Annotated in this window: 26 protein-coding genes; 20 read left to right on the forward strand and 6 right to left on the reverse strand. The window is 64.8% G+C overall.

Annotated features, from left to right (window positions below; all coding sequences use genetic code 11):
* Window positions 1–20 precede the first annotated feature (20 nt).
* Window positions 21–551 (forward strand): RNA polymerase factor sigma-70, encoded by a 531-nt coding sequence (locus L6D75_RS06840; protein WP_176516493.1) that lies wholly within the window; start codon window positions 21–23, stop codon window positions 549–551.
* Window positions 552–657: 106 nt separating this feature from the next.
* On the opposite strand, the gene L6D75_RS06845 is transcribed toward L6D75_RS06840, so the two are convergent.
* Window positions 658–1,671: a GNAT family N-acetyltransferase gene (locus L6D75_RS06845; protein ID WP_176516495.1), complete on the reverse strand. Its 1,014-nt coding sequence runs from the start codon at window positions 1,669–1,671 to the stop codon at window positions 658–660.
* A gap of 64 nt (window positions 1,672–1,735) precedes the next feature.
* A complete protein-coding gene (locus tag L6D75_RS06850; RefSeq protein WP_176516497.1) occupies window positions 1,736–2,536 on the reverse strand; it encodes a substrate-binding periplasmic protein in 801 nt (266 codons plus the stop codon).
* 163 nt (window positions 2,537–2,699) lie between these two features.
* Between L6D75_RS06850 and L6D75_RS06855 the strand changes: the two genes are divergently transcribed.
* Window positions 2,700–3,245 carry a 3'-5' exonuclease gene (locus L6D75_RS06855; RefSeq protein WP_176516499.1) on the forward strand — a complete coding sequence of 182 codons (546 nt, stop codon included), beginning with the start codon at window positions 2,700–2,702 and terminating at the stop codon, window positions 3,243–3,245.
* 94 nt (window positions 3,246–3,339) lie between these two features.
* A complete protein-coding gene (gene ppnP, locus L6D75_RS06860; protein ID WP_176516501.1) occupies window positions 3,340–3,624 on the forward strand; it encodes a pyrimidine/purine nucleoside phosphorylase in 285 nt (94 codons plus the stop codon).
* A 132-nt stretch (window positions 3,625–3,756) separates the two neighbouring features.
* Here ppnP and L6D75_RS06865 read toward each other — a convergent pair whose 3' ends face one another.
* Window positions 3,757–4,449, reverse strand: coding sequence for an alpha/beta family hydrolase (locus L6D75_RS06865; RefSeq protein ID WP_176518207.1), 693 nt, complete (start codon window positions 4,447–4,449; stop codon window positions 3,757–3,759).
* A 51-nt stretch (window positions 4,450–4,500) separates the two neighbouring features.
* Here L6D75_RS06865 and ccoN (L6D75_RS06870) point away from each other — a divergent pair, with 51 nt between their 5' ends.
* The 17 genes from ccoN (L6D75_RS06870) to L6D75_RS06950 all read left to right on the forward strand — a co-directional run bounded on the left by ccoN (L6D75_RS06870) (window position 4,501) and on the right by L6D75_RS06950 (window position 20,552).
* The gene (gene ccoN, locus L6D75_RS06870; RefSeq protein ID WP_176518209.1) at window positions 4,501–5,925 is read left to right on the forward strand and encodes a cytochrome-c oxidase, cbb3-type subunit I; all 1,425 of its coding nucleotides are present in this window, start codon (window positions 4,501–4,503) and stop codon (window positions 5,923–5,925) included.
* A gap of 13 nt (window positions 5,926–5,938) precedes the next feature.
* Window positions 5,939–6,547 carry a cytochrome-c oxidase, cbb3-type subunit II gene (ccoO, locus tag L6D75_RS06875; RefSeq protein WP_176518211.1) on the forward strand — a complete coding sequence of 203 codons (609 nt, stop codon included), beginning with the start codon at window positions 5,939–5,941 and terminating at the stop codon, window positions 6,545–6,547.
* Between the two features lie 5 nt (window positions 6,548–6,552).
* Window positions 6,553–6,744, forward strand: a complete 192-nt coding sequence (locus tag L6D75_RS06880) for a cbb3-type cytochrome oxidase subunit 3 (protein ID WP_176518213.1) — start codon at window positions 6,553–6,555, stop codon at window positions 6,742–6,744.
* A complete protein-coding gene (ccoP, locus tag L6D75_RS06885; protein ID WP_236193458.1) occupies window positions 6,741–7,676 on the forward strand; it encodes a cytochrome-c oxidase, cbb3-type subunit III in 936 nt (311 codons plus the stop codon). Before L6D75_RS06880 ends, ccoP (L6D75_RS06885) begins: the two co-directional genes overlap by 4 nt.
* Before the next feature lie 298 nt (window positions 7,677–7,974).
* Entirely contained in the window at window positions 7,975–9,417 is a 1,443-nt protein-coding gene (ccoN, locus tag L6D75_RS06890; protein WP_236193459.1) for a cytochrome-c oxidase, cbb3-type subunit I, read from the forward strand.
* Window positions 9,417–10,025 carry a cytochrome-c oxidase, cbb3-type subunit II gene (gene ccoO, locus L6D75_RS06895; protein ID WP_176517097.1) on the forward strand — a complete coding sequence of 203 codons (609 nt, stop codon included), beginning with the start codon at window positions 9,417–9,419 and terminating at the stop codon, window positions 10,023–10,025. The genes ccoN (L6D75_RS06890) and ccoO (L6D75_RS06895) overlap by 1 nt, the downstream gene beginning before the upstream one ends.
* A 5-nt stretch (window positions 10,026–10,030) precedes the next feature.
* Window positions 10,031–10,228 carry a cbb3-type cytochrome oxidase subunit 3 gene (locus L6D75_RS06900; protein ID WP_176517098.1) on the forward strand — a complete coding sequence of 66 codons (198 nt, stop codon included), beginning with the start codon at window positions 10,031–10,033 and terminating at the stop codon, window positions 10,226–10,228.
* A complete protein-coding gene (gene ccoP / locus L6D75_RS06905; RefSeq protein ID WP_176517099.1) occupies window positions 10,225–11,202 on the forward strand; it encodes a cytochrome-c oxidase, cbb3-type subunit III in 978 nt (325 codons plus the stop codon). The genes L6D75_RS06900 and ccoP (L6D75_RS06905) overlap by 4 nt, the downstream gene beginning before the upstream one ends.
* 281 nt (window positions 11,203–11,483) lie before the next feature.
* Entirely contained in the window at window positions 11,484–12,899 is a 1,416-nt protein-coding gene (gene ccoG, locus L6D75_RS06910; protein ID WP_176517100.1) for a cytochrome c oxidase accessory protein CcoG, read from the forward strand.
* Window positions 12,900–12,914: 15 nt separating this feature from the next.
* Entirely contained in the window at window positions 12,915–13,445 is a 531-nt protein-coding gene (locus L6D75_RS06915) for a FixH family protein (RefSeq protein WP_176517101.1), read from the forward strand.
* A 64-nt stretch (window positions 13,446–13,509) separates the two neighbouring features.
* The gene (locus tag L6D75_RS06920) at window positions 13,510–15,984 is read left to right on the forward strand and encodes a heavy metal translocating P-type ATPase (protein WP_176517102.1); all 2,475 of its coding nucleotides are present in this window, start codon (window positions 13,510–13,512) and stop codon (window positions 15,982–15,984) included.
* Window positions 15,963–16,175, forward strand: a complete 213-nt coding sequence (gene ccoS, locus L6D75_RS06925) for a cbb3-type cytochrome oxidase assembly protein CcoS (RefSeq protein WP_176517104.1) — start codon at window positions 15,963–15,965, stop codon at window positions 16,173–16,175. The genes L6D75_RS06920 and ccoS overlap by 22 nt, the downstream gene beginning before the upstream one ends.
* Window positions 16,168–16,851: a sulfite exporter TauE/SafE family protein gene (locus L6D75_RS06930; RefSeq protein WP_176517106.1), complete on the forward strand. Its 684-nt coding sequence runs from the start codon at window positions 16,168–16,170 to the stop codon at window positions 16,849–16,851. The genes ccoS and L6D75_RS06930 overlap by 8 nt, the downstream gene beginning before the upstream one ends.
* A gap of 154 nt (window positions 16,852–17,005) precedes the next feature.
* On the forward strand, window positions 17,006–18,388 hold the full coding sequence (hemN, locus tag L6D75_RS06935; protein ID WP_176517107.1) for an oxygen-independent coproporphyrinogen III oxidase: 1,383 nt from the start codon (window positions 17,006–17,008) through the stop codon (window positions 18,386–18,388).
* Between the two features lie 186 nt (window positions 18,389–18,574).
* On the forward strand, window positions 18,575–19,309 hold the full coding sequence (gene fnrA / locus L6D75_RS06940) for a Crp/Fnr family transcriptional regulator FnrA (protein WP_176517109.1): 735 nt from the start codon (window positions 18,575–18,577) through the stop codon (window positions 19,307–19,309).
* 102 nt (window positions 19,310–19,411) lie between these two features.
* On the forward strand, window positions 19,412–19,903 hold the full coding sequence (locus L6D75_RS06945; protein ID WP_176517111.1) for a hypothetical protein: 492 nt from the start codon (window positions 19,412–19,414) through the stop codon (window positions 19,901–19,903).
* 100 nt (window positions 19,904–20,003) lie between these two features.
* Complete coding sequence (locus L6D75_RS06950) at window positions 20,004–20,552, forward strand: adenine phosphoribosyltransferase (protein ID WP_176517113.1); 549 nt, start codon at window positions 20,004–20,006, stop codon at window positions 20,550–20,552.
* Between the two features lie 132 nt (window positions 20,553–20,684).
* Here the strand turns inward: L6D75_RS06950 and recR are convergent, their stop codons facing one another.
* The 3 genes from recR to dnaX all read right to left on the reverse strand — a co-directional run bounded on the left by recR (window position 20,685) and on the right by dnaX (window position 23,794).
* Window positions 20,685–21,287, reverse strand: a complete 603-nt coding sequence (recR, locus tag L6D75_RS06955) for a recombination mediator RecR (RefSeq protein WP_176517115.1) — start codon at window positions 21,285–21,287, stop codon at window positions 20,685–20,687.
* 88 nt (window positions 21,288–21,375) lie between these two features.
* Complete coding sequence (locus L6D75_RS06960; protein ID WP_012315418.1) at window positions 21,376–21,711, reverse strand: YbaB/EbfC family nucleoid-associated protein; 336 nt, start codon at window positions 21,709–21,711, stop codon at window positions 21,376–21,378.
* Between the two features lie 64 nt (window positions 21,712–21,775).
* Entirely contained in the window at window positions 21,776–23,794 is a 2,019-nt protein-coding gene (gene dnaX, locus L6D75_RS06965) for a DNA polymerase III subunit gamma/tau (protein ID WP_176517117.1), read from the reverse strand.
* Window positions 23,795–23,908 lie beyond the last annotated feature (114 nt).

Consider the following 23,908-nt stretch of genomic DNA (forward strand, 5'->3'; position numbering starts at 1 on the left):
TCCGAGACAAGGTGATTTCCATGGCGGAACAACTATCCACAAGTAAGTGCGATTCACCATTACTCCAGGCGTTCGTCGACAACCGCAGCATCCTGGTCAAGATCGCGGCGCGCATCACCGGTTGCCGCTCGCGCGCCGAAGATGTGGTGCAGGACGCTTTCTTCCGGCTCGGTTCCGCGCCGCACATCACCTCGTCGTTCAAAGCCCAGCTCAGCTACCTGTTCCAGATCGTGCGCAACCTGGCCATCGACCATTACCGCAAGCAGGCGATGGAGCTGAAGTACTCGGGCAGTGAAGAGGAAGGCCTGAACGTGGTGGTGCTCAATGCCTCGCCCGAAGCGACCCACATCAACCTCGCGGCCCTGGAGCACATTGCCGAGGCGCTGAACGAGCTGCCGGCGCGTACCCGTTATGCGTTCGAGATGTACCGGCTGCATGGGGTGCCGCAGAAGGACATCGCCAAGGAGCTGGGGGTGTCGCCGACCTTGGTCAACTTCATGATTCGCGATGCTTTGGTGCATTGCCGCAAGACGGCCAATCGCCAGGGCTGACGTTTGGCGTTGCCTTTATCGCCGGCAAGCCGGCTCCCACAGGGATTGCACCACCCTTGAGGCCTGTGCAGTACCTGTGGGAGCCGGCTTGCCGGCGATGGGCCGCTCAGAGCAACTTGCAGCGGTCGAAGAAGCGCTCGCGCCCCAGGATCATCAGCGCCGCACGCTTGTGCGGAAAATCGAATTCCTTTTCGCAGTGGAAGCACTGGTCCTGCATGTAGCCGATCATCTTGGCATTGTCGGCCCGCGGCTCGGCCACCACCCGCTGGGTGCGCGGGTCGTCGAGGAACAGGTAGTGCACCAGCGCCGACAGCCAGCTGGCCACCTTGTGCGGGCCGCGGTGGTTCTCCTCGCCCACCAGCATGTGCACGCCGCGGTCGTGATCGTCGGCCGGGTAGAACGGCGCGATGCGGTCTTCCTTGGCCCAGTAGGCCTCGAAGTAGGCGAACGGCTGGTCGTCGAAGCTGCCGATCAGGGTCAGGGTGTGCGGGTCGGCGTCGAGCTTGGCCAGGTATTCGCGGTGCTGGGCCAGCGACCCACCCTCCTGCCAGAATTTTTCAACCCGCGGGTTGTTCTGCCAGCGGTTGTAGCGCTCCAGGTCCTGGTCGATATCCAGGGTGCGCAGCGACACCCAGCTGCCCAGCCGGGCATCGAAGCGCCGGTACACCTCGCCACGGGGCTTGGGCGCGCGCCGTGGGTGGCGCTTGCCGTCGCTCATCTGCATCTGCTGCGGGTAGACGCTGCCAGGGGCCTGGCCGAGCCAGGGGTGCGGCAACTGCCAGAACAGCGTGCGCTCGCACAGGTACAGGCCTGGGGTTTCGCTTGCCAGCAGCAAGCCGCTGGCCAGCGCCTCGGGCTGCACCTGCGCCAGGTGCCAGGCCAGGCGCTGGCAGGCCGGGTTGCGCGACAGCAGCCAGTAGCAGGCGGCCCACAACGCTTGCTGGGGGCGCTGCGGGCACAGGCTTTCAACGTGGACGTGCAGGGTCTCGCCGGGCTCCAGGCGCACCTGGATCAGTGGGCGGCCCTCCAGCGTCAGGCTCAGCCAGCAATCGCCCTGATCGGCGCTGAGGCTGTGCCAGCGAGGCAGTGACAACGGCTGCGAAGCGGCATCGAACGGCATGGTCTTGGCTCACGGTGTGTGGAAAAAAGGCTCACTGGTGCAGACGTGGGCGCGGCCGGGGAATTTACTCGATGGGCGCCGCCACGCTGATCCGGTAGGGCTGGAAGATGCGCGTCAGCTCGCCGGCTTCGCGCAGCTCGCGTAGCAAGGCGGCGAACTTCTGGTCGCTGATGGGGGCGTCCGGGCGCAGCAGGGCGTAGTGGTGGTAGACCTGGTCGATCCGTTCGGACGCCATCAGCTGGTCGAGGCTGGCGGGGTTGCGCGCGAGGAAATCGCTGAGGTAGGAGCGCGTCACCAGGGCGATGTCGGCGCGCCCGGCCTGGACCATCAGCAGGTTGCTGTCGTGGGAGTAGGTCAGGGTCGCGTTGTAGGCCTTGCGCAGGTACTGCGGGTCGGGGTTGAAGCGGGCGAAGGCGTAGTGATAGCCATTGAACAGGGCCAGGCGCTTGCCTTGCAGGTCGTCGAAATAGTGCTGGTCGCGGCCTTCGAGCTTCTTGGCGACGAACACCTCGGCGTCTTCCAGGCCCATGTCCACGGCCTGGTGGGGGATGCCCTGCCAGCCCCATTCAGGGTTCTCGAAGATCGCCATGTCGGTGCGGCCTTGCTGGAAGTCGCCAAAGCGTCGCTGGATGGAGGTGGGCACCAGCACGAAGCGGTAGCCTGACTGCAGGTGGTTCAAGGCCTCGACCAGTTGCGGCAGGAGCCCTGTGTCGGCGCCCTGCTCGGGGCGCACGGTGTAGGGCGGGAAATGCGCAGCGCCGATCTTCACGTCGATGGCTTCGCCCGCCCATGCCGGTGCCGCCAGCCAGGTAGCGGCCAACAGCAGCAAGGTGGAAAAAACCTTCAGGCCGGGTGCTGGGGTCAAGACGGACACTCATCACGGTTCATACCTGGATGCGCCTAAACTAGGCGTTTTCCCACAGCGGCACAACCGCTGGAAGCGCCAAAGTGAGGGCATTTTGCCAGAGGGTGCCGAGGGCCCGCAGATTGGCTACGCTGCTCTTGCATGTATGGCAAGGGAGCCTGGTATGGGCCACTGGTTGGTGATCGACCTGGAAGCCACCACCGATGATGGTGGCTGGCCGGTCACGGAGATGGAAATCATTGAAATCGGCGCCAGCCTTGTGACCCGCGAGGGCCGCGAGGTGGACCATTTCCAGCGTTTCGTGCGCCCGCGCCGGCGCCCGCAACTGACGCCGTTCTGCCGCGAGCTGACCCACATCAGCCAGGCCAGCGTCGACAGTGCCGCGGCCTTCCCCGAGGTGTGGGCGCGCTTCGAGCGCTGGCTGGAGCACCACCGCGGGCAGTTGCAGGCCTGGGTCAGCTGGGGCGACTACGACCGCCAGCAACTGCTGCAAGAGTGGCAGCAGCATGGGCTCGACAGCCTGCTGCGCAATTTGCCCCACATCAACCTCAAGCAGCGCTTCGCCAAGGCCCGCCACCTGCAGCGCCCGACCGGGCTCAACGGCGCCCTGCAGCTGGCCGGCATGCAGTTCACCGGCCAGCAGCACCGGGCCCTGGAAGATGCGCGCAATACCGCGCGCCTGCTGCCTTTGAGCCTGCCGGGCGTTTGACGTCGGGGCACCTGAAAGCAGATGACGGCGAGAAGGGGCTTGGGCATACTGGCCAGCCCTTTTTCACCCCCTTCTCTCTTTTCAGGAGCGCCCCATGTTCAAGGTCAACGAGTACTTCGATGGCACCGTCAAGTCGATCGCCTTCGAAGGCACTGAAGGTCCGGCCACCGTCGGCGTGATGGCCCCGGGCGAATACGAATTCGGCACTGCCAAGCGTGAGATCATGCACGTGGTGGCTGGCGCGCTGACCGTCAAGCTGCCGGGTAGCGACAACTGGGAAACCTTCAAGGCTGGCGACAAGTTCAATGTGGCGGCCGACAGCAAGTTCCAGCTGAAGGTGGCGGTGGATACCGCTTACCTGTGCGAGTACCGCGACTGATCGTTGCTGCACAGGGTCGCTTCTTGTAGGAGCGGCCTTGTGTCGCGAAAGGGCTGCGCAGCAGCCCCAGTCTTTTGTGTGCTGTTCGATTTTGGGGCCTCTGCGAGGCCCTTTCGCGACACAAGGCCGCTCCTACAGGCCAAGGAACCCCGCCACTTTTTCAGCGGCCGCCTGCAGATGCTGGGCATGGCTGAACCCCGAGGCCTTCAGCGGCTTCAGGTCATGATCCCCCGCCACCAGCCAGCTCACCTCGATCGCCGGTGACAGCGCATACCCCTCTACCGCCTCACGATTGCCCAGCGCATCGCGCTCGCCCTGCACGATCAAAGTCGGCGTGCGCAACCCAGCCAAGTGTTCGACCCGGGGCTTCTCGGGCTTGCCCACCGCATAGAACGGATAGCCCAGGCACACCAGCGCATCGGCACCCAGTTCGTCGGCCAGCAAACTGGCCATGCGCCCGCCCATGGACTTGCCGCCGATGGCCAACTTTCCTGTGACCAAAGGTCGCACCTGCCGGTAGACCTCACGCCAGCATTCGAGCAGTACCTTCTGCGGATTGGGCGGCCGCTTGCCGCCCCCGACCCTGCGCTGGGCCATGTAGGGGAACTCGAACCGAATCACCCCGACCCCTAGCGCCGCAAGCCTTTGCGCCATCTCGTCCATGAATTCGCTGTCCATCGGCGCCCCTGCGCCGTGGGCCAGGATCAGGCACCGGCCAGGTGCGCTATCTGCCTGATTCCATGGAGGATCGCAGCGCAAGCCTGGGACATTTGCGATCTTCGCCCATTGATCCCCGTCAATACCGGCACTTTGCCCATTACTCATGCTTGCCTCGCTGTAAAGCCTGCCAAAATAACCGTGGATGGGAACCCATACATGAACACAACCAGCAGTACCGCCTACAACTACAAGGTGGTCCGCCAATTCGCCATCATGACGGTGGTGTGGGGAATCGTCGGGATGGGGCTCGGCGTCTTCATCGCCGCCCAGCTCGCCTGGCCTTCCCTCAACTTCGACCTCCCCTGGACCAGCTTCGGCCGCCTGCGCCCCCTGCATACCAATGCGGTGATCTTCGCCTTCGGCGGCTGTGCGCTGTTCGCCACCTCCTATTATTCGGTGCAACGCACCTGCCAGACCACCCTGTTCGCACCGGGCCTGGCCGCGTTCACCTTCTGGGGCTGGCAACTGGTGATCCTGCTGGCAGCGATCACCCTGCCACTGGGCTACACCAGCTCCAAGGAATACGCCGAGCTGGAATGGCCGATCGACATCCTGATCACCATCGTCTGGGTGTGCTACGCCATCGTGTTCTTCGGCACGCTGATGAAACGCAACACCAAGCATATCTACGTGGGTAACTGGTTCTTCGGCGCCTTCATCCTCACCGTGGCGATGCTGCACATCATCAACAACCTGGAACTGCCGGTCAGCCTGACCAAGTCGTACTCGGTGTATGCCGGGGCCACCGACGCCATGGTGCAATGGTGGTACGGCCACAACGCGGTGGGCTTCTTCCTGACCGCAGGCTTCCTGGGGATGATGTACTACTACGTGCCCAAGCAGGCCGAGCGCCCGGTGTATTCCTATCGCCTGTCGATCGTCCACTTCTGGGCGCTGATCACCCTGTACATCTGGGCCGGCCCGCACCATCTGCACTACACCGCGCTGCCCGACTGGGCGCAGTCGCTGGGCATGGTGATGTCGCTGATCCTGCTGGCACCGAGCTGGGGCGGCATGATCAACGGCATGATGACCCTCTCCGGCGCCTGGCATAAGTTGCGCAGCGACCCGATCCTGCGCTTTTTGGTCGTTTCGCTGGCCTTCTACGGCATGTCCACCTTCGAAGGCCCGATGATGGCCATCAAGACGGTCAACGCCCTGTCGCACTACACCGACTGGACCATCGGCCACGTCCACGCCGGCGCGCTCGGCTGGGTGGCGATGATTTCCATCGGCGCGCTGTACCACACCATCCCGAAAGTGTTCGGCAAGGAGCAGATGCACAGCATCGGCCTGATCAACGCGCACTTCTGGCTGGCGACCATCGGCACCGTGCTGTACATCGCCTCGATGTGGGTCAACGGCATCGCCCAGGGCCTGATGTGGCGGGCGGTGAACAGCGACGGCACGCTCACCTACTCGTTCGTCGAAACCCTGGTGGCCAGCCACCCAGGCTTCATCGTGCGCTTCGTCGGTGGTGCGATCTTCCTCAGCGGCATGTTCCTGATGGCCTGGAACACCTGGCGCACCGTGCGTGCCCCGGCCGCCGTCGCCGCCCCTGCCAACGCGCAACTGGCCTGAGGAGACCTGCCTGATGAAACATGAAGTGATCGAGAAAAACGTCGGCCTGCTGGCCTTGCTGATGGTGTTTGCCGTCAGCATCGGCGGCCTGACCCAGATCGTCCCGCTGTTCTTCCAGGACGTGACCAACAAGCCGGTCGAAGGCATGAAGCCCTACACCGCGCTGCAGCTCGAAGGGCGCGACATCTACATCCGCGAAGGTTGCGTGGGCTGCCACTCGCAGATGATCCGCCCGTTCCGCGCCGAAACCGAGCGCTACGGCCACTACTCGGTGGCCGGCGAAAGCGTGTGGGACCACCCGTTCCTGTGGGGCTCCAAGCGCACCGGCCCGGACCTGGCCCGCGTGGGCGGGCGCTACTCGGACGACTGGCACCGCGCGCACCTGTACAACCCGCGCAACGTGGTACCGGAGTCGAAGATGCCGTCCTACCCGTGGCTGGTGGCGCAACAGGTCGACAACAGCCACACCGACACCAAGATGCGTACCCTGCGCACCCTCGGCGTGCCGTACACCGACGCGGACATTGCCGGGGCGCGTGATGCGGTCAAGGGCAAGACCGAGATGGACGCCCTGGTGGCCTACCTGCAGGTGCTGGGCACCGCGATCAAGAACAAGAGGTGAGTGCGATGGAAATGGACATCGGCATGATCCGCGGCCTGGGCACCCTGGTGGTGATGATCGCCTTCATCGGCCTCTCGCTGTGGGTGTTCAACCGGCGCCGCGACCGTGATTTCGCCGAAGCGCGGCTGCTGCCCTTCGTCGACGACCGCCTGCCACCTGCGGGCCAGGAAACTGCCATGAGGAGTACGCGTCAATGACAACCTTCTGGAGTACGTACATCAGCGTACTGACCATCGGCAGCCTGATCGGCCTGGCCTGGCTGCTGCTGTCGACCCGCAAGGGCCAGAGCAGCGAAACCACCGACCAGACCATGGGCCACGCCTTCGATGGCATCGAGGAATACGACAACCCGCTGCCCAAGTGGTGGTTCTGGCTGTTCGTCGGCACCCTGGTGTTCGGCGCCGGCTACCTGGTGCTCTACCCAGGCCTTGGCAACTGGAAAGGCATCCTGCCCGGCTACGAGAATGGCTGGACCGGGGTCAACGAGTGGCAGAAGGAAATGGACAAGGCCGACGCCAAGTTCGGCCCGATCTTCGCCAAGTACGCGGCCATGCCCGTGGAGGAAGTGGCCAAGGACCCACAGGCGCTGAAGATGGGCGGGCGCCTGTTCGCCTCCAACTGCTCGGTGTGCCACGGCTCGGATGCCAAGGGTGCCTATGGCTTCCCCAACCTGACCGACAACGACTGGCGCTGGGGTGGCGAGCCGGAAACCATCAAGGCGTCGATCATGAACGGCCGCCATGGGGTGATGCCGGCCTGGGCCGAGGTGATCGGCGAGCAAGGCGTGGCCGATGTGGCCGCCTATGTGCTGACCAACCTCGACGGGCGCAGCCTGCCGGAAGGGATCAAGGCCGACGCGGCCAAGGGCAAGGAAATCTTCGCCGCCAACTGCGTGGCCTGCCACGGGCCTGAAGGCAACGGCACCCCGGCCATGGGCGCGCCGAACCTGAACCATCCGCAGGCGTTCATCTACGGCTCGAGCTTTGCCCAGTTGCAGCAGACCATCCGCTATGGCCGCCAGGGGCAGATGCCGGCCCAGGCGGAGATCCAGGGCAATGACAAGGTGCATCTGCTGGCGGCTTATGTGTACAGCCTGTCGCAGGGCCGTGAAGACCTGACTGCCAAGTAACACCCCGGGGCCGCCTTGCGGCCCCATCGCCGGCAATCCAGCGAGGCAGACGCGGCGCATCGCCTGACGCCGCCCGCAGAAAAAGCTTGACCGATCGATCAGAAAAAGGTGAAAAACGGTACACATTACAAATATTTATTTGTGTACAATCGTCCGCACCCAATTGCCGCGGGACATCGGCAATCGGGCACGGACACGGGTCGGCACAGGTGTCCTTGCGTTGCCATAACCCTGGTGGTTAACGATACTGGCGCCGTTTTTCCAACCAACAAGAACACCAAAACCGTGGAACCTTAGAATGAGCACAGCAATCAGTCCGACTGCTTATAACTATAAGGTCGTCCGCCAGTTCGCCATCATGACGGTGGTCTGGGGGATCCTTGGCATGGGCCTCGGCGTCTTCATCGCCTCGCAGCTGGTGTGGCCACAACTGAACCTGGACCTGCCCTGGACCAGCTTCGGCCGCCTGCGCCCCCTGCACACCAACCTGGTCATCTTCGCCTTCGGCGGCTGTGCGTTGTTCGGCACCAGCTACTACGTGGTGCAGCGGACCTGCCAGACCCGGCTGATCTCCGACAGCATGGCCGCCTTCACCTTCTGGGGTTGGCAGGCGGTGATCCTCGGCGCGCTGATCACCTTGCCGATGGGCTACACCACCACCAAGGAATACGCCGAGCTCGAGTGGCCGATCGCGATCCTGCTGGCCATCGTCTGGGTCACCTACGCCCTGGTGTTCTTCGGCACCATCGTCAAGCGCAAGACCAAGCACATCTACGTCGGCAACTGGTTCTACGGCGCCTTCATCGTGGTGACCGCGATGCTGCACATCGTCAACCACATCTCGCTGCCGGTGAGCCTGTTCAAGTCGTACTCGGCCTATGCCGGCGCCACCGACGCGATGATCCAGTGGTGGTACGGCCACAACGCCGTGGGCTTCTTCCTGACCACGGGCTTTTTGGGGATGATGTACTACTTCGTGCCCAAGCAGGCCGAGCGGCCGATCTACTCCTATCGCCTGTCGATCGTGCACTTCTGGGCGCTGATCACCCTGTACATCTGGGCCGGCCCGCACCATTTGCACTACACCGCGCTGCCGGACTGGGCGCAGTCGCTGGGCATGGTGATGTCGATCATCCTCCTGGCACCAAGCTGGGGCGGCATGATCAACGGCATGATGACCCTGTCCGGTGCCTGGCACAAACTGCGCACCGACCCGATCCTGCGCTTTTTGGTCGTTTCGCTGGCCTTCTACGGCATGTCCACCTTCGAAGGCCCGATGATGGCCATCAAGACCGTGAACTCGCTGTCGCACTACACCGACTGGACCATCGGCCACGTCCACGCCGGCGCCCTGGGCTGGGTGGCGATGATCTCGATCGGCGCGGTGTACCACATGATCCCGCGCCTGTATGGCCGCGAGCAGATGCACAGCGTCGGCCTGATCAACGCGCACTTCTGGCTCGCCACCATCGGCACCGTGCTGTACATCGCCTCGATGTGGGTCAACGGCATCACCCAGGGCCTGATGTGGCGCGCCATCAACGATGACGGCACGCTCACCTACTCCTTCGTCGAAGCCCTGCAGGCCAGCCACCCGGGTTACATCGTCCGGGCCCTGGGCGGCGCGTTCTTCGCCTCCGGCATGCTGCTGATGGCCTACAACGTGTACCGCACTGTTCGCGCCGCCAACCCGGCGCAGGCTGAAGAAGCCGCCAAGATCGTCGTCGTGGGAGCGCACTGATGAAGCATGAAGCCGTCGAGAAGAACATAGGCCTGCTGGCCTTCTTCATGGTCATCGCCGTGAGCATCGGTGGCCTGACCCAGATCGTCCCGCTGTTCTTCCAGGACGTGACCAACAAGCCGGTCGAAGGCATGAAGCCGCGCACCGCGCTGGAGCTGGAAGGCCGCGACATCTACATCCGCGAAGGTTGCGTGGGCTGCCACTCGCAGATGATCCGCCCGTTCCGCGCCGAAACCGAGCGCTACGGCCACTACTCGGTGGCCGGCGAAAGCGTGTGGGACCACCCGTTCCTGTGGGGCTCCAAGCGCACCGGCCCGGACCTGGCCCGCGTGGGCGGGCGCTACTCGGACGACTGGCACCGTGCGCACCTGTACAACCCGCGCAACGTGGTACCGGAATCGAAGATGCCGTCCTACCCGTGGCTGGTGGAAAACAAGCTCGACGGCAAGGACACCGCGAAGAAGATGGACGTGCTGCGCACCCTCGGCGTGCCCTACACCGACGCCGACATCGCCGGTGCCCGCGACGCGGTCAAGGGCAAGACCGAAATGGACGCCATCGTCGCGTACCTGCAGGGTCTTGGCACCATCATCAAAAGCAAACGGTGACGCTGATGGATATCGGGATGATTCGCGGCCTGGGCACCGTGGTGGTGATGGTGGCGTTCGTGGGCCTGGCGCTGTGGGTGTTCAACCCACGGCGCAAGCGGGAATTCGACGAAGCCACGCAACTGCCCTTCGCGGATGACCCCGAGGCCAAACAGCACGTCGAGCAAGCGCAAGCAAAAGCTTCTGGGAGCAAACAACAATGACAACCTTCTGGAGTCTGTACGTCACTGTCCTGACCCTGGGCACCATCTTCTCGCTGACCTGGCTGCTGCTGTCGACCCGCAAGGGCCAGCGTGAAGAGGTCACCGACGAAACCGTCGGGCATGCCTTCGATGGCATCGAGGAATACGACAACCCGCTGCCCAAGTGGTGGTTCTGGCTGTTCGTCGGCACCATCATCTTTGCCCTGGGCTACCTGGTGCTGTACCCGGGCCTGGGCAACTGGAAAGGCATCCTGCCAGGCTACAGCTACCTGGATAACGACAAGCAGACCGAGTTCAGCAATGGCCAGCCCGGCTGGACCGGCGTGCACGAGTGGGAAAAGGAAATGGCCAAGGCCGACGCCCGCTTCGGGCCGATCTTCGCCAAGTTCGCGGCCATGCCCATCGAGGAAGTGGCCAAGGACCCGCAGGCGCTGAAGATGGGCGCGCGGCTGTTCGCCTCCAACTGCTCGGTGTGCCACGGCTCCGACGCCAAGGGCGCCTACGGCTTCCCCAACCTGACCGACAACGACTGGCGCTGGGGCGGCGAGCCGGAAACCATCAAGACCACCATCATGGGCGGTCGCCATGGGGTGATGCCGGCCTGGTCGGAAGTGATCGGCGAGCAGGGCGTGGCCGATGTGGCGGCGTTCGTGGTCAGCAAGCTCGATGGCCGCAGCCTGCCGGAAGGCGTCAAGGCCGATGCCGAGAACGGCCAGAAGATCTTCGCCGCCAACTGCGTGGCCTGCCACGGGCCGGAGGGCAAGGGCACGCCAGCGATGGGTGCGCCCAACCTGACCCACCCGCAGGCGTTCATCTACGGCTCGAGCTTTGCCCAGCTGCAGCAGACCATCCGCTATGGCCGCCAGGGCCAGATGCCGGCGCAGGAACAGCTGCAGGGTAATGACAAGGTGCACCTGCTGGCCGCTTACGTGTACAGCCTGTCGCACCAGGCCGAGCCGGCCAAGGCCGAGTAACGAAGGGCCGGCCCCCACAAAGCCTCCCAGTCTCGTGGAGACCTTGTGGGAGCCGGCTTGCCGGCGATGAGGCCAGCAAAAGCACCCGCTTCATGACCTGAATCAATTGACACCCGCCATATCACGATTCCTATCGTGAACCCAATGCGACAAAAGGTCGCAACGCGACCCCAGGGTGCCATCACCGGCGTATCATGGATCGCAGCGCGCCAGCAGAAGGCGCGAGACTGTGGCCGGCACGCACTGGCCACGGCGTTTCTCCACTGCCGTGGGACTTGATGATGAGCAAGCAAATTCCGGTACATGACGTCACCCCGCCTGCCAGCAAAGGGAAGGACTCCGTCGACCTCTACGCCTCTCGCGAGAAAATCTACACCCGCGCCTTCACCGGCGTGTTCCGCAGGCTGCGCATGGTCGGCGGGGCGGTATTGTTCCTGCTGTACTTCGGCACCGTGTGGCTGAACTGGGGTGGCCACCAGGCTGTGTGGTGGAACCTGCCCGAACGCAAGTTCTACATCTTCGGCGCCACCATCTGGCCACAAGACTTCATCCTGCTCTCGGGCATCCTCATCGTCGCCGCCTTCGGCCTGTTCTTCATCACCGTCTTCGCCGGCCGCGTGTGGTGCGGCTACACCTGCCCGCAGAGCGTGTGGACGTGGATCTTCATGTGGTGCGAGAAAGTCACCGAAGGCGACCGCAACCAGCGCATGAAGCTGGACCGCGCGCCCATGAGCGGCAACAAGTTCCTGCGCAAGTTCGCCAAGCACAGCCTGTGGCTGCTGATCGGCTTCGTCACCGGCATGACCTTCGTCGGCTACTTCTCGCCGATCCGTGAACTGGTCATCGAATTCTTCACCGGCCAAGCCGACGGCTGGGCCTACTTCTGGGTCGGCTTCTTCACCCTGGCCACCTACGGCAACGCCGGCTGGCTGCGCGAGCAGGTGTGCGTGTACATGTGCCCCTATGCGCGCTTCCAGAGCGTGATGTTCGACAAGGACACGCTGATCGTTTCCTACGACCCGCGCCGTGGCGAAACCCGTGGCCCACGCAAGAAGGACGTGGATTACAAGGCCCAGGGCCTGGGTGACTGCATCGACTGCACCATGTGCGTGCAGGTCTGCCCCACCGGCATCGACATCCGCGATGGCCTGCAGATCGAGTGCATCGGCTGCGCCGCCTGCATCGACGCCTGCGACAGCATCATGGAAAAGATGAACTACCCCAAAGGGCTGATCAGCTACACCACCGAGCACAACCTGTCGGGGCAGAAGACCCACATGGCGCGCCCGCGCCTGATCGGCTACGCAGTGGTGCTGCTGGTGATGATCGGCGCCCTGGCCACGGCCTTCGCCACCCGCTCGCTGGTCGGTTTCGACGTCAGCAAGGACCGCGTGCTGTACCGCGAGAATGCCCAGGGGCGGATCGAGAACGTGTACAGCCTCAAGGTCATGAACAAGGACCAGCGCGACCACGTCTACGTGCTGGACGCCACTGGCCTGCCGGACCTGCGCCTGGAAGGCCAGCGCGAAATCCGCGTGGCGGCCGGCGACATCGTCAGCCTGCCGGTGCAGCTGTCGGTGGCGCCCGAGAAACTGCCCTCGACCACCAACGAAATCACCTTCATCCTCAAGAGCGCCGACGACAGCGCTGCCGAGGTCAATGCCAAGAGCCGCTTCATCGGCCCACAGATCCGCTGAGAGAGAATACTGACAATGCCTGCCGCCACCGCCACCAGCCCCTGGTACAAGCACCTCTGGCCCTGGATCATCATCGGCATCCTCACCACCTCGGTGTGCCTGAGCCTGACCATGGTCAGCATCGCCGTGAGCAACCCGGACAACCTGGTCAACGACAACTACTACGAGGCCGGCAAGGGCATCAACCGCTCACTGGACCGCGAGCTGCTGGCACAGACCCTCAACCTCAAGGCCAGCGTGCACCTGGACGAGCTGACCGGCGAGGTGGACGTGCGCCTGACCGGCAACAGCGACCCGCAGAGCCTGGAGCTGAACCTGATCTCGCCTACCCAGCCGGACAAGGACCGCAAGGTGCTGCTCAGCCGCAGCGAGGCCGGGCGTTATGTCGGCCAGCTCGACGACAAGGTCGAGGGCCGGCGCTTCGTCGAGCTGCTGGGCAGCCAGGATGAGCATGTGTGGCGCTTGTTCGAGGAGGAAAAGGTCGAGCATGGGGTAGCCATGCAACTGGGTGATGAAGCGCTGCAAGGTGCCGAGCACCAGCAATGAACCGCCAATGCCCTTGGGGCCGCCTTGCGGCCCCGGCATTCCCAAGCCTCAAGACAGTTCCAACATGACCCAGCCCACCCCCTGCTACCACTGCGCCCTGCCCGTCCCCGCCGGTAGCCGCTTCACCGCCACGGTCCTCGGCGAGCCCCGGCAGTTCTGCTGCCCCGGCTGCCAGGCAGTGGCCGAGTCGATCGTCGCCGGCGGCCTGGAGCACTACTACCAGCACCGCAGCGACAGCAGCGCCAACCCCGAGGCGCTGCCCAAACAGCTGCAGGACGAACTGGCCCTGTATGACCGCAGCGACGTGCAGCAGGCCTTCGTGCGCCATGCCGGCGAGCGGGCCGAAGCCACCCTGATGGTCGAAGGCATCAGCTGCGCCGCCTGCGGCTGGCTGATCGAAAAGCACCTGCGCAACCTGCCCGGGGTCGCCGAGGCCCGGCTGAACCTGTCCAACCACCGCCTGCTGCTCGACTGGGACGACCAGCAGTTGCCGCTGTCCAAGGTGCTGGCCGAACTGCGCCAGATCGGCTACGCCGCCCACCCCTACCAGCCCGACCAGGCCGCCGAGCAGCTCGCCCGGGAAAACCGCAGCGCCCTGCGCCGCCTGGGCGTGGCCGGGCTGCTGTGGTTCCAGGCGATGATGGCGACCATGGCCACCTGGCCGGAATTCAACATCGACCTGTCGCTGGAAATGCACACCATCCTGCGCTGGGTCGCGCTGTTTCTCACCATCCCGATCGTGTTCTACAGCTGCGCACCGTTCTTCAAGGGCGCTGCCCGCGACCTGCGCACGCGCCACCTGACCATGGACATGTCGGTCTCGCTGGCCATCGGCCTGGCCTTCGGCGCCGGGATCTGGACCGCCGTCACCGGCAGCGGCGAGCTGTACTTCGACACCGTGGGCATGTTCGCGCTGTTCCTGCTCACCGGGCGCTACCTGGAACGCCGCGCCCGCGAGCGCACGGCGGCGGCCACCGCGCAACTGGTCAACCTGCTGCCGGCCTCGTGCCTGCGCCTGGATGCCTTTGGCCATGCCGAGCGCATCCTGCTTGGCGAGTTGCAGCGCGGCGACACCGTGCAGGTGCTGCCGGGCGCGGTGATTCCCGCTGACGGGCGCATCGTCGAGGGGCGCTCCAGCGTCGATGAGTCGCTGCTCACCGGCGAGTACCTGCCGCAGCCACGCCAGGCAGGCGAGCGCGTAACCGGCGGCACGCTGAATGTGGAAAGCACCCTGCACGTGGAGGTCGAAGCGCTTGGCCATGAATCGCGCCTGTCGGCCATCGTGCGCCTGCTGGAACGTGCGCAGAGCGAAAAGCCGCGCCTGGCGGAAATCGCCGACCGCGCCTCGCAGTGGTTCTTGCTGTTCAGCCTGCTGGCGGCCGTGGCCATCGGCCTGTGGTGGTGGCACGCAGACCCGGCGCGGGCGTTCTGGATCGTCCTGGCCATGCTGGTGGCGACCTGCCCTTGCGCGCTGTCGCTGGCCACCCCCACCGCCCTCACCGCCGCCACCGGCACCCTGCACAAGCTCGGCCTGCTGATCACCCGTGGGCACGTGCTGGAGGGCCTGAACCAGATCGACACGGTCATCTTCGACAAGACCGGCACCCTCACCGAAGGCCGCCTGGCCCTGCGCAGCATCCGCCCGCTCGGCGATTTGCCGGCCGACCGCTGCCTGGCCCTGGCCGCCGCCCTGGAAAACCGCTCCGAACACCCCATCGCCCGCGCCTTCGGCCGCACCACCAGTGCAGCTGACGATGTGCAGAGCGTGCCGGGGCTGGGCCTGGAGGGCCAGGTCGAGGGCCAGCGCCTGCGCATTGGCCAGGCCACTTTCGTGTGCGCCTTGAGCGGCACCGAGATCCCCGCCGTGCCGGAGCCGCGCGGGCAATGGCTGCTGCTGGGTGACCGCCAGGGCCCGCTGGCCTGGTTCGGCCTCGACGACCGCCTGCGCGAAGACGCCCCGGCCCTGCTCGCCGCCTGCAAGGCCCGCGGCTGGCGCACCTTGCTGCTGTCGGGCGACAGCTCGCCGATGGTCGCCGAGGTGGCCGCCCAGCTTGGCATCGACCAGGCCATCGGCGGCCTGCGCCCGGACGACAAGCTGGACCGCCTCAAGGCCCTGCAGGCGGCCGGCTGCAAGGTGCTGATGCTGGGTGATGGGGTCAACGACGTGCCGGTGCTGGCGGCCGCCGACATCAGCATCGCCATGGGCAGCGCCACCGACCTTGCCAAGACCAGCGCCGACGCGGTGCTGCTGAGCAACCGCCTGCAGGCCCTGGTGCAGGCCTTCGACCTGGCCCGCCGCACCCGCCGCAACATCCTCGAGAACCTGCTCTGGGCAACCCTGTATAATGGCCTGATGTTGCCGTTTGCCGCGCTCGGCTGGATCACCCCGGTGTGGGCGGCCATCGGTATGTCGGTCAGTTCACTGATCGTGGTGCTCAACGCCTTGCGCCTGACCCGCCTGCCCGCCGGCGCGGGCAGCCCCGCAAGCGGCCCGGCACACCCTGGAAGGAAGCCCGCATGCCCGCCCTCTATGTCATGATCCCGGCCGCCCTGCTGCTCGTCGGCGTGGCGGTGTACATTTTCTTCTGGGCGGTGGACAGCGGCCAGTACGACGACCTCGACAGCCCCGCCCACAGCATCCTGTTCGACGACCAGGACCCGCGCCACCAGGCCGCCGTGAACGACGAAACCGCCAAGCCCGACGACCAGGAAACACCGCCCCGTGCCTGACCTGCTTGCCCTGCTCGGCTCGGCGCTGATCCTCGGCCTGCTCGGCGGCGGCCATTGCCTGGGCATGTGCGGCGGCCTGATGGGCGCCCTGACCCTGGCCATCCCGCCCGAACAACGTGCCCGGCGCGCGCGCCTGTTGCTGGCCTACAACCTGGGCCGCATCCTCAGTTACGCCTGCGCCGGCCTGCTGCTGGGCCTGGCCGGCTGGGCCGTGGCCAGCAGCCCGGCGGCCCTGGCCTTGCGGGTGGTGGCGGCGCTGCTGCTGATCGCCATGGGCCTGTACCTGGCGGGCTGGTGGAGCGGGCTGACACGCATCGAGGCGCTGGGCAAAGGGTTGTGGCGGCATATCCAGCCCGTGGCCTCGCGCCTGCTGCCGGTCTCCAGCCTGCCGCGGGCACTGCTGCTGGGCGCGCTGTGGGGGTGGCTGCCGTGCGGGCTGGTGTACAGCACCTTGTTGTGGGCCGCAAGCCAGGGCAATGCCGGCTACAGCGCTGCGCTGATGCTGGCGTTCGGGCTGGGCACCTGGCCGGTTCTGCTGGCCACGGGGCTGGCGGCGGAGCGGGTGAACAGCCTGTTGCGCCGGCGCAGCGTGCGCGTGGCGGGCGGCTTGCTGGTGATCCTGTTTGGCCTGTGGACGATGCCTGGGCCGCATCAGCACTGGCTGATGGGGCATTGAGCGGGCGCCTTTGGCAGCTGAACGCCCTTTGATACCGATCAAAAACATTTTTTGAGCCGCCCGGCGGCCCCGAGGCCTTTTGATACAAATCAAGATGGCCGCCTGCAGGCGCCCCTAGACTCCGGACACTGCTGCTCATTCCGGGACCGCCCACATGTTCGAAGATCTACGCTGGGATGCCGACCTGATCCGTCGCTACGATCTGGCCGGCCCGCGCTACACCTCCTACCCCACCGCGGTGCAACTGCACAGCGAAGTGGGCTCGTTCGACCTGCTCCACGCCCTGCGCGAGAGCCGGCGAGCGGTGCGCCCGCTGTCGCTGTACGTGCACGTGCCGTTCTGCGCCAACATCTGCTACTACTGCGCCTGCAACAAGGTCATCACCAAGGATCGGGGCCGCGCTGCGCCCTACCTGCAGCGCCTGGAGCAGGAAATCCAGCTGATCGCCTGCCACCTGGACCCGAAACAGCGGGTCGAACAGCTGCACTTCGGTGGCGGCACCCCGACCTTCCTCAGCCACGTCGAGCTGCGCCAGCTGATGGCCACCCTGCGCCAGCACTTCAACCTGCTGGACGATGACTCCGGCGACTACGGCATCGAGATCGACCCGCGCGAGGCCGACTGGTCGACCATGGGCCTGTTGCGCGAGCTGGGCTTCAACCGCGTCAGCCTCGGCGTGCAGGACCTGGACCCGGCCGTGCAACGGGCAGTCAACCGCCTGCAGAGCCTGGAACAGACCCGCACCTTGATCGAGGCGGCGCGCACCCTGCAGTTCCGCTCGGTCAACCTCGACCTGATCTACGGGCTGCCCAAGCAGACCCCGGAAGGTTTCGCGCGCACGGTGGAAGAAGTGATCCGCCTGCAACCCGACCGCCTCTCGGTGTTCAACTACGCCCACCTGCCCGAGCGCTTCATGCCCCAGCGGCGCATCGACGCCAGCGACCTGCCGGGGCCTGCGGCCAAGCTCGAGATGCTGCACAACACCATCGAACAGCTCACCGCCGCCGGCTACCGCTACATCGGCATGGACCACTTCGCCCTGCCCGACGACGAACTGGCGGTGGCCCAGGAGGAAGGCACGCTGCAGCGTAACTTCCAGGGCTATACCACCCACGGCCACTGCGACCTGATCGGCCTCGGGGTGTCGGCGATCAGCCAGATCGGCGACCTCTACTGCCAGAACAGCAGTGACCTCAACACCTACCAGGACAGCCTCTCCAACGCCCAGCTGGCGACCCAGCGCGGGCTGCTGTGCAACCACGACGACCGCATCCGGCGGGCGGTGATCCAGCAGCTCATCTGCCATTTCGAGCTGGATTTCGAAACCATCGAGGAGGCCTTCACCCTGGATTTTCGCGGCTACTTCAATGAACTGTGGCCAGAACTTCAGACCCTGCAGCGCGACGGCCTGATCAGCCTCGACGACAAAGGCATCCGTATCCTGCCGGCCGGGCGCCTGCTGGCACGCTCGGTGTGCATGCTCTTCGATGCCTACCTGGCGATGCACAACCGCCAGCGATTCTCCCGAGTTATCTAGCCGGGCGAGGCGATTAACCGCATGGACAAGCGGCCTTGCCAGGCACACTATGGGCGAGAACGGACCCCCGGCATCAAGCAGCTGGGGTTCGGCCAGGGCGCACCAAAATAGCGCACGCTGGCCTACACCCTATGCCGTAGGTTACCCTTACGTCTTATGTGTGCTTTCCCACAAGGATCGATTCAAATGTCCGAGCCAGTCAAACTGCGCCCTCACAACCAGGCCCATTGCAAGGATTGCAGCCTGGCGCCCCTGTGCCTGCCTCTTTCGCTCAACCTGGAAGACATGGATGCACTGGATGACATCGTCAAGCGCGGACGGCCGCTGAAGAAAGGCGAGTTCCTGTTCCGCCAAGGTGACAATTTCGGCTCGGTCTACGCGGTACGTTCCGGCGCGCTGAAGACCTTCAGCCTGAGCGACAGCGGCGAGGAGCAGATCACCGGCTTCCACCTGCCCAGCGAACTGGTCGGCCTGTCCGGCATGGACACCGAAGCCTACCCGGTTTCAGCCCAGGCCCAGGAAACCACCTCGGTGTGCGAGATTCCCTTCGAGCGCCTGGATGAGCTTTCGGTGCAATTGCCACAACTGCGCCGCCAGTTGATGCGGGTGATGAGCCGCGAAATCCGCGACGACCAGCAGATGATGCTGCTGCTGTCGAAAAAGACCGCCGACGAACGCATCGCCACCTTCCTGGTCAACCTGTCCGCACGCTTCCGCGCCCGCGGCTATTCGGCCAACCAGTTCCGCCTGAGCATGTCGCGCAACGAAATCGGCAACTACCTGGGCCTGGCGGTGGAAACCGTTTCGCGGGTGTTCACCCGCTTCCAGCAGAACGGCTTGCTCCGCGCCGAAGGCAAGGAAGTGCACATCCTCGACCCGATCCAGCTCTGTGCGCTGGCCGGTGGTGCGATGGAGGTCTGAAAGCGGCGCTGCAACTTGCCACCTGATATTTTTGCCAGTTGCTGGTAGCCGTTTGCTAATCAAAGATGGGTTCCCAATCTCACTACATGAAGGGAACTCATCATGAGCACTGTCGGAACAGTAGAGAACTTCGAACGCGCCGAGCTTGTCACCTTCACCACGGGCAAAAAGTACGAGACTACCCGCTGGTCGAACCACTGGTTCACCCTTGAGCAAGAAAGCCTGGATGGCAAACCATCGGGCGTTCAACAGTCCACTGAGCCGGTACTGGGGAAGGTACTTTCGATTGCTGACCGCGCTATTGTGCGGCTGTCATTCAAGCACCCAATCACCCGCTTGAGCTGGAAGCAGATGCTGATCACCGACTTTACGCAAGCCGACCTACAAGCCGAGTACCCCGAACTCGTGGGCCGCGTTGATGTATCCAAACTCACTCACGATGATTTCGAGACTTTTCTAGCCGTGTATATCGACGGCGAGACCACCCCAACGCCTCTCGATCAGGTAGGTAGCAAAACCCTCAAGCAAATCGAATTTCGCACCACGCGCGCGGGGTCGGTGCATATCGATGAAATCCGGTGGTTTGCCGCCTGATAACGTCAAGTCAGCCGCGATAGACGGGGGTTGAACGCAGCCTCGAGCAAACGCAGTTCAAGGTATACTGGCGCATTCGTATTCCAGGATACCCGCAACAATGCACAGCGAAGCCTTCGACCTCAAAGCCCTGATCCGCCCGGTAGTGGACTTCCCCAAACCGGGCGTGATCTTCCGCGATATCACCCCGCTGTTCCAGTCGCCACGCGGGCTGCGCTATGTGGCCGACCAGTTCATCGAGCGCTATGTGGAGGCTGACTTCAGCCACATCGGCGCCATGGACGCGCGCGGTTTCCTGATCGGCTCGATCATCGCCCACCAGCTGAACAAGCCGCTGATCCTGTTCCGCAAGCAGGGCAAGCTGCCAGCTGACGTGTTGTCGGAGGGGTACCAGACCGAGTACGGCGAAGCCTTCCTGGAAGTGCATGCCGACAGCCTGTGCGAAGGCGATTCGGTGCTGATCTTCGATGATTTGATCGCGACCGGCGGTACATTGCTGGCGGCCGCCAACCTGGTGCGCCGTACCGGGGCCCAGGTGTTCGAGGCGGCGGCGATCATCGATTTGCCGGAGCTGGATGGGTCGCGCCGGCTGCAGGCGGCTGGGGTGCCGACCTTCTGCCTGACCGAGTTTTCCCTGAGCGAATACTGAGTCAAGGGGGCCGCTTGGCGGCCCAATCGCCGGCAAGCCGGCTCCCACAGTGGCTGCATCGCTCTCGAGGCTTGCGCTGTACCTGTGGGAGCTGGCTTGCCGGCGATTGGGCTGCGCAGCAGCCCCATGCAATCAAAGAGAAATCGGCCTGCGCCCGGCAAAGGCGTGCGCCAGCGTCCCACCATCGACCAGCTCCAGCTCGCCACCCAATGGCACGCCATGGGCAATCCGCGAAGCTACCAAGCCTTTCTCCGCCAGCAGCTGCGCAATGTAGTGCGCCGTCGCCTCACCTTCCACCGTCGGGTTGGTCGCCAGGATCACCTCGGTGAAACTGCCCTGCTCTTCGATCCGCGCCATCAATTGCGGCACGCCAATCGCCTCAGGCCCCAGGCCGTCCAACGGTGACAGGTGCCCCTTGAGCACGAAATAGCGGCCGCGATAGCCGGTCTGCTCCACCGCATATACATCCATCGGCCCTTCCACCACGCACAGCTGGCTGTCGTCGCGGCGCGGGTCCGCGCACTGCGGGCAAAGCTCCTGCTCGGTCAGGGTGCGGCACTGGCGGCAGTGGCCGACGCCGTCCATGGCCTGGCTCAGGGCCTGTGCCAGGCGGGTGCCGCCACTGCGGTCGCGCTCCAGCAGCTGCAGGGCCATGCGTTGGGCGGTTTTCTGGCCGACGCCGGGCAAGATGCGCAAAGCATCGATCAGTTGACGGATCAGGGGGCTGAAGCTCATGTATGCGGGCCTGTCATTTCACCAAACAGAATGAACAAGGGAGCAACGGCCGCGTGGCCGTTGCTCCCCATTGTGAAGCAGAAAACGATCAGAACGGCATCTTGAAGCCCGGCGGCAGCTGCATGCCAGCGGTCATGCCGCCCATTTTTTCCTGGCTGCTCTGCTCGACCTTGCGCACGGCATCGTTCAGTGCCGCGGCAATCAGGTCTTCCAGCACTTCCTTGTCGTCTTCCTCGGTCGACATCAGGCTCTGGTCGATGCTGACGCGCTTGACGTCATGACGGCCAGTCATCACCACGCTGACCAGGCCACCACCGGATTGGCCAGTCACTTCGGCGTTGGCCAGCTCTTCCTGCATCTTGGCCATTTTTTCCTGCATCTGCTGGGCCTGCTTCATCAGGCCGGCCATGCCACCTTTCATCATGGGGGTATACCTCGATTGGGTCATGTGATGCGGCCTGGCAAAGGGCCGGCCGCACGGTTATCCGTTACTGCGCCTGGCTGACCAGGGCATCTACAGGCTCAATAGTATCCTGCCGCACCGTGGCGCCGAACTGCTTGATCATCTGCTGGATCAACGGATCCTGTTCGATCGCGCTCACGGCATCTTGCTGGCGCTCGGCACGCTTGCGCGATGCGGCCTGGGCCGGGGTTTCCTGCTCGGGGCGGATCAGCTCGATCCGCAGGTTCAGGGTGCGCCCCAGGTGCTGGTTGAGCGCTTCGTTCAGGCGGCGCTGCTGGGTGGCGTTGAACAGCGCGCCCTGGCCCGGGTCCAGGTGCAGCAGCCAATCGTCACCCTCTGCAGCCATCAGCGTACAGTTCGCGGCGATGTTGCCTGTCATACCGGAGACAGGCAACTGTGGGAATAATTCTAGCCATTGCAACGCAAGACCGGTGGCCGGTGCTGCCGCAGGCAATGGCTCGGGGGTGGCCACGGGGGCCTCTTCCTGCACGTGCTCGGCCAGTTCGTCGAGGTAGCTGAAGCCCACCGGGTCGCTTTCGCCGCCGTAGTAGTCCTCGTCCATCGGCGGCTCGTCGTCGCGCTCCATGCCGGCCGAGGCGTAGGCGGACGGGTCGAACGGCGGCTCGTCATAGGCCGGCTCTGGGGCAGGTGCAGGCGCTGCCACGGGCGCAACGGGCTCGGGTTCGGGCTCTACGCTGACCGGCACGGGCGCGGCGGCGGGCTCTTCCCAAGGCAAGTCGATGACTTCCTCTACCACCGGCGTGGGCGCAACGGGCTCGGGCTCGGGTTCAGGTGCAGGCTGCGCAGCAGGCGCTGGCGCCGCCACCGGGGCAGGAGCAGGCTCCACGGCAGCAACGGCAGGCGTCACCACCGCCGGCGCTGCCACTGGGGTTGCTGGATCAGCTGTGGCCTGGCTGATCCCCACCGGCTTTAGTACGGGCTTCGGCGCATCGTCGGTATCGGCCGGGCGGAAGGCCAGCATCCGCAACAGGACCATTTCAAAGCCGCCCCGCGGGTCCGGCGCCAATGGCAGGTCGCGGCGGCCAATCAGGCCCATCTGGTAATAGAACTGCACGTCCTCTGCCGGCAAGGCCGAAGCCAGCGCCAACACTCGGTCGCGGTCGCCCTGGCCGTTGTCCACCGCTTCCGGCAGGGCCTGGGCGATGGCCACCCGGTGCAGCACGTTGAGCATTTCGGCCAGCACGCCGCTCCAGTCCGGGCCTTGCTCGGCAAGGTTGCGCACCGCTTCGAGCAGCGCCCGCGCATCGCCTTCGAGCAGCGCCTGCAGCACGCCGTAGACCTGGCCATGATCGAGGCTGCCGAGCATGGCGCGCACGTCGGCCGCCAGCACCTTGCCCTCACCGAAGGCGATGGCCTGGTCGGTCAGGCTCATGGCATCGCGCATCGAACCATCGGCGGCACGACCGAGCAGCCACAGGGCGTCCGGCTCGAATGGCACGTTCTCGGCCTGCAGCACATGGCTCAGGTGCTCGACCACCCGCTCCGGGCTCATGTTCTTCAGCGAGAACTGCAGGCAGCGCGAAAGGATGGTCGCCGGCAGCTTCTGCGGGTCGGTGGTGGCAAGGATGAACTTGACGTAGGGTGGCGGCTCTTCCAGGGTCTTGAGCAAGGCGTTGAAGGAGTGGGTGGAGAGCATGTGCACTTCGTCGATCAAATAGACCTTGAAGCGCCCACGGCTTGGCGCGTACTGCACGTTATCGAGCAGTTCGCGGGTGTCCTCGACCTTGGTGCGGCTGGCGGCGTCGATCTCGATCAGGTCGACGAAACGCCCCTCGTCGATCTCCCGGCACACCGAACAGGTGCCACAGGGCGTGGAGGTGATGCCGGTTTCGCAGTTCAGGCATTTGGCGATGATGCGTGCAATGGTGGTCTTGCCCACGCCCCGCGTGCCGGTGAACAGGTAGGCGTGGTGCAGGCGCTGGTTGTCCAGGGCATTGATCAAGGCCTTGAGCACATGGGCCTGGCCGACCATTTCGCGGAACGAGCGCGGACGCCATTTTCGTGCAAGAACCTGATAACTCATCGAAAAACCATCGCAGCCTGATCGAGCGGAAGATCGCTAATGCTAGCGGAGCGGGGCCAAAATTGCACCCTGCATGGTTCGACTAAGCTTAGCCACTGGCACGCTGTTCAAGGA

This window comes from Pseudomonas faucium (genome assembly GCF_021602585.1).
Taxonomy (GTDB): domain Bacteria; phylum Pseudomonadota; class Gammaproteobacteria; order Pseudomonadales; family Pseudomonadaceae; genus Aquipseudomonas; species Aquipseudomonas faucium.